The following is a 17,063-nucleotide window of genomic DNA, read 5'->3' on the forward strand; positions in this document are numbered from 1 at the left end:
CCGGGAAGATCACTCATCATTCAGAAAATCTTCCTGCTGCAATCATCCGCCAAACATTTCAAACAGTCGTTCAACCATGCTTTTGTCATCTGTTTGATTTTCTTCATGAAAGTGATCCGTGCAGAAAGCGGATGGTTCTGTGCCTTTTTCAAAATACATGACACGGCTCTGTTCACAATAGGGAGTTGCCCGCTGGCCTGTTTGCGGATCTACCGGGACGGCAACCAGTCCCGGTGGCTGCGGGAATGCTTCCTGTGGCAGGTTTTCATGTGTTCTTTCCATAAAGTTGGCCCAGATGATTTTGGCATAATCCTTTTCCTCTGTCAGTTCCATCGGGCGGTTATCGTCATAACCGAGCCAGACCCCTGTCACCAGGGAGGGGCTATAGCCGATCATCCAGCTGTCGGAAGTGGTTGTTCCTGATTTGCCGGCATACAGCCTGGTGAGATTATCCGCTATGGTCGAACCTGTTACGGCCATATAACCATCCAGTTCACTGTCAAACATTCCAGTTAAAAGATGTGTTAAAATGAATGTCTTTTTAGGGTCAAGTACCAATTTACCTTCTTGTTCTTTTCTCTCAAAAACAGTTTTTCCATTTCGATCGACAATTTTTTTCACCAAATGGGCATTAATTTCTTTGCCGCCATTGGCAAGTGTGCCGTAGCCTGTTACCATTTCTTTCACAGATACAGCGGCTGTTCCGAGAGCCAGTGATGGGACGGCGGGCAAATCGCTCGTTAGGCCAAAGCTCCGGGCGGTTTCCACGAGTTTTTCTGCACCTAAATACATATTGGTTTTCACCGCATACACATTGTCTGAGAGAGCGATGGCTTGTGCCAGAGTAATAGAATCGTTTGCATAATATCCGTTAAAATTGCTCGGCTGGTACACCTCGTCATCGTCAAGCTGGAAGGCAGTCGGCTGACTCATCAGCATCGTATTTGCGGTATAGCCATTTTCCAGGGCAGCATAATAAAGAAACGGCTTAAACGCGGAACCGGGCATCCGCTTTGCCTGAAAAGCCCGGTTGAACGGACTTTCCCTGTAATCGCGTCCGCCAATCATGGCAAGCACTTCCCCTGACTGTGGTTCAATGGCGACAGCACCTGCTTCAATATCACTTTCCGTATGGATTGTATCCTTGATTTCGTCTTCCAGATTTTGTTGAAAAGATTCATGTAAAGTGGTGTGTATTTCATAGCCGCCCGACCGGATTTCGTCCGTGTCAAGTTCCAAAAGTTCTGCAGCCTCTTTTAAAGCTTCATCTTGAAAATAGCCTCCAATCATCGTCTCGCTGTTGCTTTTCACTTTTTGAAAAGCAAGGTTTTCCCTGGCTGCAAGAAACAGCTCCTGATCGTTAATTTTCCCATGCTCATTCAACAAGTTTAGAATCCGCTTCTGGCGATTATCTGCCCGCTGTCTGTCCGCAAGAGGGGAGTAGTAGCTGGGACCTCTTGGGATTCCTGCCAGCATAGCTGCTTCAGCCAGTGACAGATCAGAGGAAGGCTTATTGAAAAAATAATTGCTGGCAGCTTCAATCCCATAGGATCCATGTCCGTAATAAACTGTATTTAGATAGCCTTCCAGGATTTCCTTTTTGGAGTAAAACATCTCCAGCCGAATCGTATAAAATGCCTCTTTTATTTTTCGTGTCCAGGTTTTTTCATGTGTTAAATATAGATTTCGCGCATATTGCTGGGATAATGTACTTGCTCCTTCTTTCAGGGACCAGTTTCTGATATCTGTGATAAGTGCAGAGATAATCCGTTTAAAATCGAAACCGGAATGATCAAAAAAATGCTGATCCTCGACCACTAATGTCGCATCAATGGCATCTTCGGAAATATCCTCCAGCGGCACCCATCTCCTGTACTCCGTGCCGCGCTCTTCTCCGATCATTTCACCGTGCCTGCTGTAATAGATTGTATTTTGGTCATTCGCAAGACTCGGCGGTCCCATAAGAAAGCTGATAAGATAAACGCTGAAAATCCCCCCTGCTGCAGCCAGACAAATGCTTACCGCAATTTTGACCGGCAGCGGGTGTTTTATATAAGAAAATATGCTTTTCATTATTGATTGCTCCATCATTTTTGGTTATTAACATTATGGGAGAATTTTTGATGAAATAAACCATATTTTTGTTTATGTGTCTGGCTGGGGAAGGAAAAAATGTTACAATGAAGCTTATTCGGCATTATTCGCAAATATTATTGCGCTTAGCGAACAATGTTAGCTATAATAGGAAATTATATGAAGACGCAGATAGAGGCGGTATTATGGAAGCTGAACATAAAAAAGTAAGAATGATTCTCCGCACCATTATTACCGATGAAGGTGATACCGAAAAAAATGAACTTTCTCATCATGGATATTTTTATCGTAATCAGACCTTTGATGTCATCAAGTTTGATGAGCAGCTGGAAACGGGCGGGAAGGTCCGTAACTTGATAACACTGCAAAAAGAGAAAGTTACGATTAAACGGACAGGTGCTGTTTCAATGAACCAAAAGTTTCAGGCAAATAAAATAACGGAAAATGTGTACCATCACCCCCACGGCACGATACATATGGAAACATTTACTGATTCCATCCGTTATCAGCCCCCGGGAAAAAAGAAAGATGGCTGCCTGCAAATCTCCTATCATGTAAAATTAAATGGTTTAAAGAACCGCAAACATGATTTGATGTTAACAATAAAGGAGGAAATTCCCCAATGAATGTGTTGGCGCAAACAGAAGAAACACTTAAACAGGAAATTGCTTCAGCAGTTACCAGAGCAGGACTTGCAGAAGCAGAAGAATTACCGGAAATTATTTTGGAAAAGCCAAAGGATAAGGCGCATGGAGATTTTGCCGCCAATATCGCCATGCAGCTGGCCCGGATAGCAAAAAAAGCTCCACGGAAAATTGCGGAAGATATTGTCGAAGCGCTTGATGAAACAAAGGCTTCGATTGAAAAAGTGGAAATTGCCGGCCCCGGATTTATCAATTTTTTTATGAAGGATGATTTTCTTGGTGAAATTATTCCGGCGATTTTAAAAGCGGGAAAGAAATATGGCCATACAGATGCAGGCAAAGGCGAGAAAGTGCAGGTTGAATTTGTATCTGTGAACCCGACCGGGGACCTTCATTTCGGACACGGCCGCGGAGCAGCATATGGCGACGTTTTATCCAACTTACTTGAAGCGGCCGGCTATGATGTAAAGAGAGAGTATTATATCAATGATGCCGGCAACCAGATTGACAACCTGGCTTTATCGGTGGAAGCCCGTTATTTGCAGGCCCTTGGCGAGGATGCGGAAATGCCTGCGGATGGCTATCACGGGAAGGATATTATAGAAATCGGAAAAACATTGGCAGCGGAATATGGTACCGCATGGAAGGAGAAGGACAGGGAAGAACGGGTGGCATTTTTCCGGGAGTACGGATTAAAATATGAACTCGGCAAGATCCGGAAAGATTTATCGGAATTCCGTGTGGAGTTTGACCAGTGGTTCTCCGAACAATCATTATATGAAGATGGTCAAATTGAACAAGCACTGAAAAAACTGGATGATTACGTCTATGAAAAAGACGGGGCAACCTGGTTCAGAACCACGGATTTTGGCGATGATAAAGACCGTGTATTAATAAAGCAGGATGGGAGCTATACCTACCTGACCCCGGACATTGCTTACCATAAAAACAAGCTGGACCGGGGATTTGACAAGCTGATTAATGTATGGGGAGCGGACCATCATGGCTATATTCCGAGAATGCAGGCTGCGATTCAGGCGATGGGCTATGACAAAAACACGCTTGAAGTAAAAGTGATTCAGATGGTGAGCCTTTTTGAAAAGGGAGAAAAAGTAAAGATGAGCAAGCGCACGGGAAATGCATTGGCGTTAAGGGAGCTGATGGATGAAGTTGGCGTGGACGCAGCCCGTTATTACTTTATTACAAGATCAAACGATACCCAGCTTGACTTTGATATGGATCTCGCACGTTCTGAATCAAACGATAACCCTGTTTACTATGTGCAGTATGCTCACGCGCGGATATGCACCATGCTGAAACAGGCGGAAGCAAAAGGATTTGATTTGAACGCGGCATTTGATGCAAAACACCTAACAACGGAAAAAGAAATGGACTTGATGAAGAAACTGGGTGAGTTTCCGCAGATGGTGGCAGATGCAGCACAAATGTCCACCCCGCATAAAGTGACCCAATATGTATTTGAACTGGCAAGCCTGCTGCACAGCTTTTATAATGCAGAAAAGGTGCTTGATCAGGATAACAGGGAAAGAACAAATGCGCGAATTGCTTTAATGAAAGCAGTCAAAATAACGCTGGCAAATGCGCTGCAGCTGATTGCAGTAACAGCACCCGAAAAAATGTAATATACAAATGCAGCTAGCAGGGAGTATGATTTTAACGCTCCCTGCCAGTGAAGCAAAAGGTATTTGCCACTTGTAAAATAGACAGGCTGACTTTGTATAAGGACATGTTGTAAGCGCATAAATATTATAAAAAATAGGAATCAGCCTTTTTTATCGGTATTTTAACTGAAGAAAATTGTCGAATATCAGTTGACTGAATGATCATTCATGATTTAAAGTATAGATATACAGTTAGAAAGAAGCTTACTATTACTACAGAATGCAATCGGTGTTATATTGCCTCAGGGCAAGAGTTTAAGTATAATAGTTTGCAAGTTTTAAAGGAAAAAGGGGGAGCGGATAATGGAAACGTTTTTATTGGTCAACTGGATTGCATTTCTTGCAGTCACCATCTATGGGATATATTTATTCGCTAAAGTAGTCGCTACACGCGTCGCTTATATCCGGCTTGGGGAAAAGCCGGAGTTTGACCGGGACTTTAAAGAACGGTTCAGACGAGTCGGAGTCATCGTTTTCGGCCAGTCCAAACTATTAAAGGATAAGAAATCGGGCATTATTCACGTGATGATGTTCTATGGGTTTATTCTGGTGCAGTTTGGCGCGATTAATATGTTTATCGCCGGACTTTCACCGGGAAATCACCTGCCGCTGGGCATTTTCTATCCAGGGTTTACATTTTTCCAGGAACTTGTAACATTAATGATCCTCGTAGCAGTGGCATGGGCATTTTACCGCCGTTACATGGAAAAGCTCGTTCGCTTAAAGCGCGGCTTTAAAGCAGGAGTTGTCCTGTTGTTTATCGGGACATTAATGATTTCCGTGCTGTTTGGAAATGGTATGGCCATCATTTGGCACGGGGAAGCTTTGACATGGACAGAGCCTGTGGCAAGTTTAATAGCCGCAGCATTCAGCTGGTTATCACCAACAGCTGCAATGGTATTGTACTATGTATTCTGGTGGATTCATACACTTACCATACTGGCATTCCTTGTATACATCCCGCAATCCAAGCACGCTCACTTAATTGCGGCACCAATCAACGTGTTTTTGAGCAAGCGTGTACCAGGGAAACTGAAGCCAATTGACTTTGATATCGATGAAGACGCTGCAGAGAATGAGGAAGATATATCTTTTGGCGTTGGAAAAGTAGAAGACTTTGACCAATTCCAAATGTTGGATTTCTATGCATGTGTGGAATGCGGACGCTGTACAGACGTATGTCCGGCTGCAGGCACAGGAAAAATGCTGTCTCCGATGGACATTATGATTAAGCTTCGTGACCACTTAACGGAAAAAGGTGCAGCCATTACAGGAAAAACAGCCTGGGTGCCATCTTATGCATTTGCAGGCACTGCAGGAAATCAGGCAAGTGCCGGCGGGGAAGCAGCAGCAACTGTACAAAACTTAAGCATGATCGGCGATGTCATTACTGAAGAAGAACTGGCAGGATGTACCACTTGCCGAAACTGTGAAGACGCATGTCCGGTAAGCAACGAACATGTCAGCCAAATCCTTGATATGCGCCGTTACCTGGTGATGACAGAAGGTAAAATGGATCCGGAAATTCAGCGTGCAGTCATGAACATCGAGCGTCAGGGAAATCCTTGGGGGCTTTCCAAAAAAGACCGCATCAAATGGCGCGAAGAAGATGAAACTGCCTATGTGCCAACAGTCAAAGAGCTTAAAAAAGAAGGAAAAGACTTCGAATACCTTTTCTGGGTAAGCTCTATGGGTTCCTTTGACAGCCGCAGCCAGAAAATTGCGCTGGCATTTGCAAAATTAATGAACCAGGCAGGTGTAAGTTTTGCCATCCTTGGGAATAAAGAGATGAACTCCGGGGATACGGCACGCCGCATCGGAAATGAATTCCTGTTCCAGGAAATTGCAGAGAAAAACATTAAAGAATTCAACAAGCATGACGTGAAAAAGATTGTAACGATTGACCCGCATGCATATAATATTTTTAAAAACGAATATCCTGATTTTGGCTTTGAAGCAGAAGTCTATCACCATACGCAAATGCTGTTTGACCTGGTGATGAACGGCAAACTGAAGCCGCAGCGTGAAATAAATCAGCGTTTAACCTATCATGACTCCTGTTACCTGGGAAGATACAATGGCGTTTATGATCCGCCAAGGGAAATCCTGAGATCCATTCCGGGACTTGAACTGGTGGAAATGAAACGAAGCAAGGAAAACGGCATGTGCTGCGGTGCAGGGGGCGGGTTGATGTGGACAGAGGAAACAACAGGGAACCGCATTAACGTAGCCCGCACAGAACAGGCCATGGAAGTAAAACCTGATATGATTTCAAGTGCCTGCCCGTTCTGCTTAACAATGTTAAGTGACGGAACTAAAGCGAAAGAAGTGGAAGAAGATATCAGCACCATGGACGTAGCAGAAATTCTGGCGCTGTCTGTATTGGTGGAAGATGAACAGAAAACAGCATAATAGATCAATAGAATAATATATAATACTTTCCTTCCAAAGGAGATTTCCAGTATAATAACAACATAGAGGGGTAAAAACATACCCCTCTTCTTTCTCAAACAGCAATTGAGCGAGCGTTCAATCAGCGTACTGCAACACCGGGACGGTTCCCTTGCTGCAAACCAAAAGGTAAGCGTTCTCAATGAAGGGTACATTTCAAGCTTGCAGCAGATGCCTCCACAACGGTTAACAGATACATAGGAATGCTGTTTTATACGTTATGAAAGCATCAAATTTTTAAATGTCAAGTATAAAAAGAGCTGGATTTGCTAGAGGGCGCGAATGCGAGCATTTCTAATCTCAGCAAACAAAGCAACTCCGGATTTTTAAACTATTAAAAATAGGGGCCTCCCCTTAATAAAATAAAAAGGAGTTAAACAATGAGAAAAACAGTAATTGTTTCAGGTGCAAGAACCCCATTCGGAAAATTCGGCGGAGGACTTAAGAACTTTACAGCATCGCAATTAGGCGGAAAGGCGATCAAAGAAGCACTCGAGCGGGCCGGCATGGAAGGCTCGGAAATCGATGAAGTTATTATGGGAAATGTCCTGCAGGGAGGACAGGGCCAGATCCCTTCACGCCAGGCAGCGCGTGAAGCAGGCATCCCATGGAATGTAAAAACGGAGACGATTAATAAAGTATGTGCTTCCGGACTGCGCAGTGTGACTTTGGCGGATCAGCTTATTCGCCTTGGAGATGAAGATGTGATTGTAGCAGGCGGCATGGAAAGCATGAGCAATGCGCCTTATATTCTGCCGGATGCCCGCTGGGGACATCGCATGGGAGACAGGAAAGTAGTGGATATGATGGTGCATGATGGTCTTACATGCTCTTTTGAAGGTGTTCATATGGGCACCTATGGCAACTCCACGGCAGAAGAATTTGAACTGACGAGAGAAGCACAGGATGAATGGTCATACCGGAGTCATCAGCGTGCCGGAAAAGCGATAGATGAAGGCAAATTTGCCGAGGAAATTGTGCCGCTGGAGGTACCGCAGCGCAAAGGAGAACCGATTGTTGTTGATACAGATGAAGCACCACGGAAGGATACGAGCGTGGAGAAGCTGGCAAAACTCCGTCCGGCATTTGATAAGGATGGAACGATCACTGCGGGAAATGCACCAGGTGTAAATGACGGCGCATGTGCATTTGTAGTCATGTCCGATGAAAAGGCGGAAGAACTTGGAAAAACACCAATGGCAACCATTCATGCCCATGCCGAGGTAGCTGTGGAAGCAAAGGATTTCCCGCAAACGCCTGGTCTTGTAATCAATAAACTGCTGGAAAAAACAGGACACCAAAAAGAAGATATTGACCTGTTTGAAATTAACGAGGCATTTGCAGCAGTATCTTTAGCCAGCGGAAAAATTGCCGGCATTGACCCTGAAAAAGTAAACGTAAATGGTGGAGCGGTAGCACTGGGACACCCGATCGGTGCGAGCGGAGCACGTATCATTCTTACACTGGTTCATGAGTTAAAACGCCGCGGCGGCGGTCTCGGCATTGCTGCAATCTGCAGTGGCGGCGGTCAGGGGGATGCCGTGTTAATAGAAGTGCCGAAACAGTAGGGAAGGAAAGCTCACCTGAGCTTACTGGTACCGGAAACCGGGTTTTAATGGAAATACCGAACGATCATGAATGAAGCTGGAAGATTTACAAAAAGAAGCGCGGTGGCGGTTTAGCAAAGAAATTCCTGTTCTATGTAAAAAGACTCTTGCAACAGGAGAACCGTCCCGCTGTTTCCAAGCAAGGAGGATATATTTTTATGGAGATAAATAAGGTGATGATTATTGGTGCGGGGCAGATGGGTTCCGGGATTGCACAGGTGTGTGCGCAATCGGGGTATGATGTCCTGCTGCATGATATGAATGAAGAGGCTTTGGATAAAGGCATGAAAAATATTGAAAAACGGTTAAACCGGAATGTAGAGAAGGAGAGAATGACAGCATCAGAGAAAACGGAAACGTTACATAGATTAACGGCTTCAGGGAGCCTGAGTGATGCATCCTCCTGTGATATCGTCATTGAAGCCATTGTAGAAAATATGGATGTAAAAACGAAAGTGTTTGCCGATTTGGATAAATTCGCACCTGCGCATGCGATCCTGGCATCCAATACATCATCCCTGCCGATCACGGAAATTGCTGCAGCAACGAATCGTCCGAGTCAGGTTATCGGTATGCACTTTATGAATCCGGTGCCTGTCATGAAACTGGTGGAAATTATCCGGGGGCTCCAGTCAAGTGATGAAACCTATCAGGCAATTGAAAATATGGCCAAATCATTAAACAAAACACCTGTAGAAGTAAAGGACTTTCCAGGTTTTGTTTCCAACCGCGTGCTTATGCCGATGATCAACGAAGCGATTTATACTGTATATGAAGGCGTTGCATCCCCGGAAGATATTGATACCGTTATGAAGCTTGGTACTAACCATCCGATGGGACCGCTGACACTGGCAGACTTCATTGGGCTGGACACCTGCCTCTACATTATGGAAGTGCTGCACGAAGGCTTTGGCGACAGCAAATACCGTCCATGTCCGCTGCTTCGTCAGTATGTGAAAGCCGGCTGGCTGGGCAAAAAGTCAGGCAGAGGTTTTTACCAATACAATTAAACTTACAGCTAAGATAGGTAAGGAGGCATTACAGCGATGAACATGACTTTTACAGAAGAACAGAATATGATGCGGAAAATGGTACAGGACTTTGCCCAGAAAGAAATAGCACCGAAAGTCGAACGGATGGAACGAGAGGACCGTTTTCCAAGAGAGATTATCCAAAAGATGGGCGAACTCGGCCTCATGGGGATCCCGCTCCCGGAAAAATACGACGGAACCGGCATGGATTTCACATCCTACATTACCGCCATCCATGAACTTTCCAAAGTAAGTGCGACAATTGGTGTTATACTTTCTGTACATACCTCTGTCGGGACCAATCCCATCCTTTATTTCGGAAATGAGAAACAGAAAAACAAGTATCTTCCAAAGCTTGCCTCCGGAGAATATCTGGGTGCTTTTGCCCTGACAGAACCCGGTGCAGGTTCGGATGCCGCCAATATTAAGACAAAAGCAGTTAAAGAAGGGGACAGCTATATATTAAACGGATCAAAGGTTTTTATTACAAACGGCGGAGAAGCGGAAACATACATTACCTTCGCACGGACAGGAGAAGGTACAAAAGGAATCAGTGCATTCATTGTTGAAAAAGATACCCCGGGACTTGTCATCGGCAAAAAAGAAAGGAAAATGGGGCTCCACGGTTCCAATACGGTTTCCTTGAATTTTGACCAATGCAAAGTTTCTGCAAAACAGCTGCTCGGCGAGGAAGGGGAAGGCTTTAAAATCGCGATGGCAAACTTGAACGTCGGCAGAATCGGTATTGCTGCCCAGGCGCTTGGAATTGCCGAAGCGGCAGTTGAACATGCCACTGCCTATGCCAAAGAACGGGAACAATTTGGAAAACCAATTGCAGCGAATCAGGGTATTTCTTTTAAACTGGCAGACATGGCAACTGAAACAGAAGCTTCCAGGCTGCTCGTATATCATGCTGCCTCTCTGGTGGACCAAGGAATTCCATGCGGGAAAGAGGCGTCCATGGCCAAAATGTATGCTTCAAAAACCGCGGTAAATACAGCAATTGAAGCAGTTCAGGTATTCGGGGGCTATGGCTATACAGAGGATTACCCGGCAGAGCGGTTTTTCCGTGATGCGAAAATCACCGAAATTTATGAAGGATCCAATGAAATTCAGCATGTTGTTATCGCAAAAAATTTACTGAATAACTAGGAATCCGATGAGGAGGAAGAAAGATGAATTTTCAACTGACAGAAGAACAGGAAATGCTGCGTAAAATGGTACGTGATTTTGCCGCGAAAGAAGTGGAACCGACCGCTGCAGAGCGGGATGAAGAAGAACGGTTTGACAGGGAGATTTTTGATAAGATGGGTGAACTTGGCCTGACAGGGATCCCATGGCCGGAGGAATACGGCGGAATCGGTGCAGATTATGTCAGCTATTGCATTGCCGTAGAAGAACTGTCACGTGTTTGTGCATCCACCGGAGTGACGTTATCGGCACATCTCTCTTTGGCGAGCTGGCCGATTTACACATATGGCAATGAAGCACAGAAGAAGGACTTTCTCTACCGTCTGGCAACAGGGGAAGCGCTAGGCGCATATGCACTTTCCGAGCCCGGCGCAGGCAGTGATGTGGTATCCATGAAAATGACGGCAAAAGAAGATGGCGATGCATATGTATTAAATGGAAACAAGGTGTGGATTACCAACGGCGGTGTTGCGGATATTTATATTGTTTTTGCCAAAACAGATGCAGACGCAAAACATAAAGGAATCAGTGCATTTATTGTAGAAAAAGGAACAGAAGGCTTTACATTCGGTAAAAAAGAGAAGAAGCTGGGAATCCGTTCCTCTCCGACAACAGAACTGATCTTTGAAAACTGCCGTATCCCAAAAGAAAATATGCTCGGAAAAGAAGGAGAAGGCTTTAAAATTGCCATGACGACCCTTGACGGCGGCCGTAACGGAATTGCCGCCCAGGCACTCGGCATCGCACAGGGGGCACTGGATGCTGCCGTCGATTATGCCAAAGAACGTGAGCAATTCGGCAAGCCAATTGCGGCGAATCAGGGTATTTCTTTTAAACTGGCCGATATGGCGACCGAAGTGGAAGCATCCAGACTCTTGACTTACCAGGCAGCATGGCTGGAGTCACAGGGTCAGCCTTATGGAAAAGCTTCTGCCATGTCTAAATTATTTGCGGGAGATGCGGCAATGCGGATTACTGTCGAGGCTGTGCAGGTATTTGGCGGTTACGGATATACGAAGGACTATCCGGTGGAACGGTATATGCGGGATGCCAAAATCACACAAATTTACGAAGGAACGAACGAAGTACAACGGCTCGTCATCGGCCGCATGCTGACGAAATAAACCGGCTGCATCATACCCGGAACCGGCGCGATTTGTATGCGGAAAATTCGAATCGATCGGGACCCGCACCAAATCGATCGGGACCGGCGTCAAATCGATCGGGAAAGCGTCAAATCGATCGAGACCGGCGCCAAATCGATCGGGAAAGCGCCAAAACGATCGGGACCGGCGCAAATTCGATCGAGAAAGCGCCAAATCGATCGGGAACCGCACCAAATCGATCGAGAAAGCGCCAAATCGATCGAGAAAGCGTCAAATCGATCGAGACCGGCGCAAATTCGATCGAGAAAGCGTCAAATCGATCGGGACCGGCACCAAATCGATCGGGAAAGCAATCAAGTCAGAGCGATTCCAAAATAATTTTACTCTGGAGCAACAGAAAGGGGTGCATAACCATGCACGAGATCGTCGATCGGATGAGAAATAAAGATATACGCGCTTTAGCCAGGGCGATTACCATGGTGGAAAATGATCACCCGGAAAAACTGGAGCTTCTGAGTGATGTATTTTCCCTGAAGAAACACGCGCTTTATTTTGGGCTGACCGGCTCGCCGGGTGCCGGAAAGAGTTCACTCGTCAACCGGCTAATTACCCATGTCCGCAATGAAGGGAAAACCGTTGCGGTTATCGCTGTGGATCCGACCAGTCCATTCAGCGGCGGTGCATTGCTTGGGGACCGTGTCCGCATGAATCAGCATTTTACCGATGACGGTGTATATATCCGCAGTATGGCAACGCGCGGAAGCCTTGGCGGATTGGCTCGGGCAACAAAAGACGCAGTCCGGATATGCGATGCTTACGGGTTTGACGTTATTATCGTTGAAACGGTCGGGGTGGGCCAATCTGAGCTGGATATTATGAAAATTGTCGACACGACAGCAGTTGTATTAACCCCAAACAGCGGGGATGTACTGCAGATTTTTAAAGCAGGGATCATGGAGATTGCAGACCTGTTCGTCATTAACAAGGCTGATCTGCCCGGTTTTGGCAAATTAAAAGCCCTGCTCAAAGAGCTTGTCATGATGTCCAAAAACGAAGAACACGAAACAGCTATTGTCAAAACAATTACAACGGAAAATAAAGGTATCGACAAGCTATGGGAAAAAGTCAAAGAACACCACAGCTATTTATACAGCACAGATGAAGGAACGCGGAAAAGAACCCAGCAGCAGGAACTGGAAGTATACGAACTGATCCGGGAAGAAATCTGGCGTGAGGTGAAAGCATATATAGAAAATGAGGAAGGGCTGCCGTCAATTGATGCAGACAGTGACCCTTACCAGTTGGCGAGAGTATTATTTGAAAAATGGAAGGGGGATGCTACATGAGCGAAGATCAAATTCTATCCTCCATAAAAGACAGGGAGCTCGTGGAAAAACGGCGGAATCAAATGATCCAGGGGGCGATTACCCTTTTCAAAGAAAAAGGCTACCACCGGACAACCACAAGGGAAATTGCCAAAGAATCCGGTTTCAGCATTGGCACGTTATATGAATATATCCGTACGAAAGAGGATGTGCTTTTTTTAGTTTGCGACTCCATTTATGAAGAGGTCAGAAAACGACTTGGGTCAGCGATCAACCTGGAAAAGCCATCTGTAAACAATCTGGTATCCCTGATTAAATCCTATTTTCACCTGATGGATGAAATGCAGGAAGAGATCCTGATTATGTATCAGGAAGTGAAATCACTAAAAAAAGAAACGAAAGACTATGTGATGGAAAAAGAACGCGACATGGTAAAGATGCTGGAACGGGCGATCAACACATCTCTGCCCGACAGGATCAACAGTCAGGATGCCGTTCTTTTGGCAAATAATATTTTTGTACAGGGGCAAATGTGGGGCTTCCGCCGCTGGATATTGCAAAAAGAATTTACACTGGAAGAATATATGGACAGTCAGATTGAATTTATTTTAAAAGCGGTCGGTCTGAATGAGTCAGAGAACATGACGGAAACTAACAAAGGAGGGGCATAAAATGGAGAAGCCAACCATTTATAAACCGAAAAATCCGGTGCGGTTTGTAACCGCATCGAGTTTGTTTGACGGACATGATGCATCCATTAATATTATGCGGAGAATTCTTCAGTCAAGCGGAGCAGAGGTCATCCACCTCGGGCATAACCGCAGTGTGGAGGATGTTGTCCATGCAGCCGTACAGGAGGATGTGCAGGGGATTGCGATTTCTTCCTATCAGGGCGGGCATGTCGAATATTTTAAATACATGGTCGATTTGCTGAAAGAGCTGGGAGCTGACCATATTAACGTATACGGCGGCGGCGGCGGGGTCATCATCCCAAGGGAGATTAAAGAGCTGGAGGAATACGGCGTTTCCCGTATTTTTTCACCGGATAATGGCCGTGAGCTCGGTCTGCAGGGCATGATTAATCTCATGCTGGAGGAATGTGATTTTGTACCGCCAATTGATGTCGTAAAAGACCAGGAGCAATTGGCAAAAGGAGACAGAAAAACCATTGCCAAATTTATTACCTACGTGGAAAGTGAATCGGTCAGTGAGGAAGATAAACAGAAGGTACTTAGCGACCTGCGGGAAAAAGGAAATAAAAACATTCCCGTTTTAGGCATCACAGGTACAGGCGGTGCAGGGAAAAGTTCCCTGACAGATGAATTGATCCGCCGGTTTATCAACGAAATTCCCGATAAAAAAATTGCGATTATTTCCATCGATCCGACGAAAAAGAAAACAGGCGGCGCGCTCCTCGGGGACCGTATCCGCATGAATGCCATCTTCACCGACCGCGTTTATATGCGTTCCCTTGCAACAAGGGATTCCCGGGATGAGCTCTCCAAAGCCATTCAGGAAGTTATTGATGTTGTACGCGCATCCGGCTATGATTTTATCATCGTGGAAACAAGCGGGATCGGTCAGGGGGATGCCGCAATTACCGACGTCACAGACCTTTCCATGTATGTGATGACAGCAGAATTTGGTGCGCCGACCCAACTGGAAAAAATTGATATGATTGATTTTGCGGACTTTATTGTCATTAATAAATTCGAACAAAAAGGCTCTGAGGATGCACTGAACCAGGTGCGTAAACAGTATGAGCGCAGTCATATGCTGTTTCATGAGGACAAAACGAAATTTCCTGTATTCGGTACAATTGCGAGTCAATTCAATGATGCAGGGACAAATGCTTTATTTGCCTCCATCATTGATACATTAAATGAAAAATATGACTGGAACGAAGCAGTTGATTTCGAAAGGCATGTCATTGCCGAAAAGGATAATATGATTATTACCAATGAACGCAGACATTATTTGCGGGAAATTGCAGCTCACGTGCGCAACTATCATAAACATGCGAGAGAACAGAGTGATGCGGCCAGAAAGCTTTATCAGCTGGAAGGAGCCAAAGAAGCCATCGGCACAGAAGACGGCACAGAAATTATTGATCAAACGATTGATCAATATGAAGAACGCCTTGATGCCCGGTCGAGAAACCTGCTTGACAAATGGGACGAAACAAAGAAAAGCTACGGGAAGGAAAAGATGACATTCAAAGTGCGGGATAAAGAAATTGAAATGGATATTGTAACAGAATCCCTATCCGGCCTGAAAATCCCGAAAGTGGCATTTCCGAAGTACCAGGATTGGGGAGAACGCTTGCTGTGGCTGATGAAAGAAAATGTGCCAGGTGCATTTCCGTTCACATCCGGTGTATTTCCGTTTAAACGGAAAGGCGAAGATCCTACCCGCCAGTTTGCCGGAGAGGGGACACCGGAACGCACGAACCGCCGTTTCCACTATTTATCGAAAGATGGAGAGGCAAAGCGCCTGTCCACTGCCTTTGATTCGGTAACACTGTACGGGGAAGACCCGGCACACCGTCCGGATATATACGGAAAGGTCGGGGAAAGCGGTGTAAACATTTGTACGCTGGAGGATATGAAGAAGCTGTACGATGGCTTTGATCTGACAAGTCCAACCACATCGGTTTCCATGACCATCAATGGTCCGGCACCGATTATTCTGGCCATGTATTTCAATACGGCTGTGGATCAGCAGGTGACTAAATTTAAAGAAGAACAGGATCGGGAACCGACACAGGAAGAATATGAAAAAATTAAAGAGGAAACGATCTCTGTCATCCGCGGTACGGTGCAGGCAGATATATTAAAAGAAGACCAGGGACAAAACACCTGCATTTTCTCCACTGAGTTTGCCTTAAGAATGATGGGGGATATTCAGGAGTACTTTATTGATAAAAATGTCAGAAACTATTATTCCGTGTCCATTTCCGGCTACCATATTGCAGAAGCGGGGGCAAATCCGATTACCCAGCTTGCATTCACATTGGCCAACGGGTTCACCTATGTGGAGTATTATTTGAGCAGGGGCATGGATGTAAATAAGTTTGCGCAAAACCTGTCCTTCTTCTTTTCCAATGGGCTTGATCCCGAATACTCCGTAATCGGCCGTGTTGCCCGCAGAATCTGGGCGATTACGATGCGTGATAAATACGGGGCAAACGAGCGCAGCCAGAAATTGAAGTACCATATTCAGACTTCCGGCCGTTCTTTGCACGCACAGGAAATTGATTTTAACGATATCCGTACGACATTGCAGGCACTCCTGGCCATTCAGGACAATACGAATTCATTGCATACAAATGCATATGATGAAGCGATTACAACACCAACGGAAGAGTCGGTAAGAAGAGCGATGGCCATCCAGATGATTATCAATAAAGAGCTGGGCCTGACGAAAAACGAAAACTCCCTGCAGGGCTCGTTTATTATTGAAGAATTGACAGACCTTGTGGAAGAAGCTGTACTGCAGGAATTTGAAAAAATGAACGACCGCGGCGGCGTGCTCGGAGCGATGGAACGGCAGTATCAGCGCGGAAAAATCCAGGAAGAATCCCTTTACTATGAAGGCAAAAAGCATTCCGGTAAACTGCCGATTGTCGGGGTGAATACGTACCTTAACCCGAATCCGCCATCCGAGGATGAAATTAATTCCATGGAGCTAGCCCGGGCAACAAAAGAGGAGAAAGAACATCAAATCAGCGAGCTGCGTAAATTCCAGGAAACGCATAAAGACGAAACAGAAGAAGCCTTAAACAGATTAAAAGAAGTAGCGGCTTCCGGAGGAAATATTTTTGCCGAATTGCTGGAAACGGTAAAAGTGGCAAGTCTTGGCCAGATTACAACAGCGCTTTATGAAGTTGGCGGACAGTACCGAAGGAATATGTAAAAGAGTGGTTGTGCAGT

Annotated in this window: 11 protein-coding genes; 10 read left to right on the forward strand and 1 reads right to left on the reverse strand. The window is 45.5% G+C overall.

Annotated elements, in window-relative coordinates; translation table 11 throughout:
* Positions 1 to 42: 42 nt before the first annotated feature.
* Entirely contained in the window at positions 43 to 2,073 is a 2,031-nt protein-coding gene (locus GHD25_RS13245) for a transglycosylase domain-containing protein (protein ID WP_240452364.1), read from the reverse strand.
* 107 nt (positions 2,074 to 2,180) lie between these two features.
* On the opposite strand from GHD25_RS13245, the gene GHD25_RS13250 reads away from it, so the two are divergent.
* The 10 genes from GHD25_RS13250 to icmF all read left to right on the forward strand — a co-directional run bounded on the left by GHD25_RS13250 (position 2,181) and on the right by icmF (position 17,046).
* Positions 2,181 to 2,720, forward strand: coding sequence for a YwiB family protein (locus GHD25_RS13250; protein ID WP_240452365.1), 540 nt, complete (start codon positions 2,181 to 2,183; stop codon positions 2,718 to 2,720).
* Positions 2,717 to 4,381, forward strand: coding sequence for an arginine--tRNA ligase (gene argS, locus GHD25_RS13255; RefSeq protein WP_164217595.1), 1,665 nt, complete (start codon positions 2,717 to 2,719; stop codon positions 4,379 to 4,381). Before GHD25_RS13250 ends, argS begins: the two co-directional genes overlap by 4 nt.
* Positions 4,382 to 4,723: 342 nt before the next feature.
* Complete coding sequence (locus GHD25_RS13260) at positions 4,724 to 6,832, forward strand: (Fe-S)-binding protein (RefSeq protein ID WP_164217597.1); 2,109 nt, start codon at positions 4,724 to 4,726, stop codon at positions 6,830 to 6,832.
* Positions 6,833 to 7,251: 419 nt separating this feature from the next.
* On the forward strand, positions 7,252 to 8,439 hold the full coding sequence (locus GHD25_RS13265; RefSeq protein WP_164217599.1) for an acetyl-CoA C-acetyltransferase: 1,188 nt from the start codon (positions 7,252 to 7,254) through the stop codon (positions 8,437 to 8,439).
* 197 nt (positions 8,440 to 8,636) lie between these two features.
* Complete coding sequence (locus GHD25_RS13270) at positions 8,637 to 9,488, forward strand: 3-hydroxybutyryl-CoA dehydrogenase (protein WP_164217601.1); 852 nt, start codon at positions 8,637 to 8,639, stop codon at positions 9,486 to 9,488.
* Positions 9,489 to 9,524: 36 nt separating this feature from the next.
* A complete protein-coding gene (locus tag GHD25_RS13275; protein WP_164217603.1) occupies positions 9,525 to 10,661 on the forward strand; it encodes an acyl-CoA dehydrogenase in 1,137 nt (378 codons plus the stop codon).
* Between the two features lie 23 nt (positions 10,662 to 10,684).
* Positions 10,685 to 11,824, forward strand: a complete 1,140-nt coding sequence (locus GHD25_RS13280; RefSeq protein ID WP_164217605.1) for an acyl-CoA dehydrogenase — start codon at positions 10,685 to 10,687, stop codon at positions 11,822 to 11,824.
* Between the two features lie 395 nt (positions 11,825 to 12,219).
* Complete coding sequence (gene meaB / locus GHD25_RS13285) at positions 12,220 to 13,152, forward strand: methylmalonyl Co-A mutase-associated GTPase MeaB (protein WP_164217711.1); 933 nt, start codon at positions 12,220 to 12,222, stop codon at positions 13,150 to 13,152.
* Positions 13,149 to 13,802, forward strand: a complete 654-nt coding sequence (locus GHD25_RS13290; RefSeq protein ID WP_164217607.1) for a TetR/AcrR family transcriptional regulator — start codon at positions 13,149 to 13,151, stop codon at positions 13,800 to 13,802. Before meaB ends, GHD25_RS13290 begins: the two co-directional genes overlap by 4 nt.
* Position 13,803: 1 nt before the next feature.
* The gene (icmF, locus tag GHD25_RS13295; protein WP_164217609.1) at positions 13,804 to 17,046 is read left to right on the forward strand and encodes a fused isobutyryl-CoA mutase/GTPase IcmF; all 3,243 of its coding nucleotides are present in this window, start codon (positions 13,804 to 13,806) and stop codon (positions 17,044 to 17,046) included.
* Positions 17,047 to 17,063 lie beyond the last annotated feature (17 nt).

The sequence above is a fragment of the Virgibacillus aidingensis genome, from assembly GCF_010994035.1.
Lineage (GTDB): Bacteria > Bacillota > Bacilli > Bacillales > Amphibacillaceae > Virgibacillus_N.

Excerpts from the sequence above, each read along its gene's own strand:
- GHD25_RS13270 (WP_164217601.1), top strand. The coding sequence starts at position 8,637 with ATGGAGATAAATAAGGTGATGATTATTGGTGCGGGGCAGATGGGTTCC.
- icmF (WP_164217609.1), top strand. The coding sequence starts at position 13,804 with ATGGAGAAGCCAACCATTTATAAACCGAAAAATCCGGTGCGGTTTGTA.
- GHD25_RS13290 (WP_164217607.1), top strand. The coding sequence starts at position 13,149 with ATGAGCGAAGATCAAATTCTATCCTCCATAAAAGACAGGGAGCTCGTG.
- GHD25_RS13275 (WP_164217603.1), top strand. The coding sequence starts at position 9,525 with ATGAACATGACTTTTACAGAAGAACAGAATATGATGCGGAAAATGGTA.
- GHD25_RS13260 (WP_164217597.1), top strand. The coding sequence starts at position 4,724 with ATGGAAACGTTTTTATTGGTCAACTGGATTGCATTTCTTGCAGTCACC.
- GHD25_RS13245 (WP_240452364.1), bottom strand. The coding sequence starts at position 2,073 with ATGAAAAGCATATTTTCTTATATAAAACACCCGCTGCCGGTCAAAATT.
- GHD25_RS13250 (WP_240452365.1), top strand. The coding sequence starts at position 2,181 with ATGAAGCTTATTCGGCATTATTCGCAAATATTATTGCGCTTAGCGAAC.
- GHD25_RS13265 (WP_164217599.1), top strand. The coding sequence starts at position 7,252 with ATGAGAAAAACAGTAATTGTTTCAGGTGCAAGAACCCCATTCGGAAAA.
- argS (WP_164217595.1), top strand. The coding sequence starts at position 2,717 with ATGAATGTGTTGGCGCAAACAGAAGAAACACTTAAACAGGAAATTGCT.
- GHD25_RS13280 (WP_164217605.1), top strand. The coding sequence starts at position 10,685 with ATGAATTTTCAACTGACAGAAGAACAGGAAATGCTGCGTAAAATGGTA.
- meaB (WP_164217711.1), top strand. The coding sequence starts at position 12,220 with ATGCACGAGATCGTCGATCGGATGAGAAATAAAGATATACGCGCTTTA.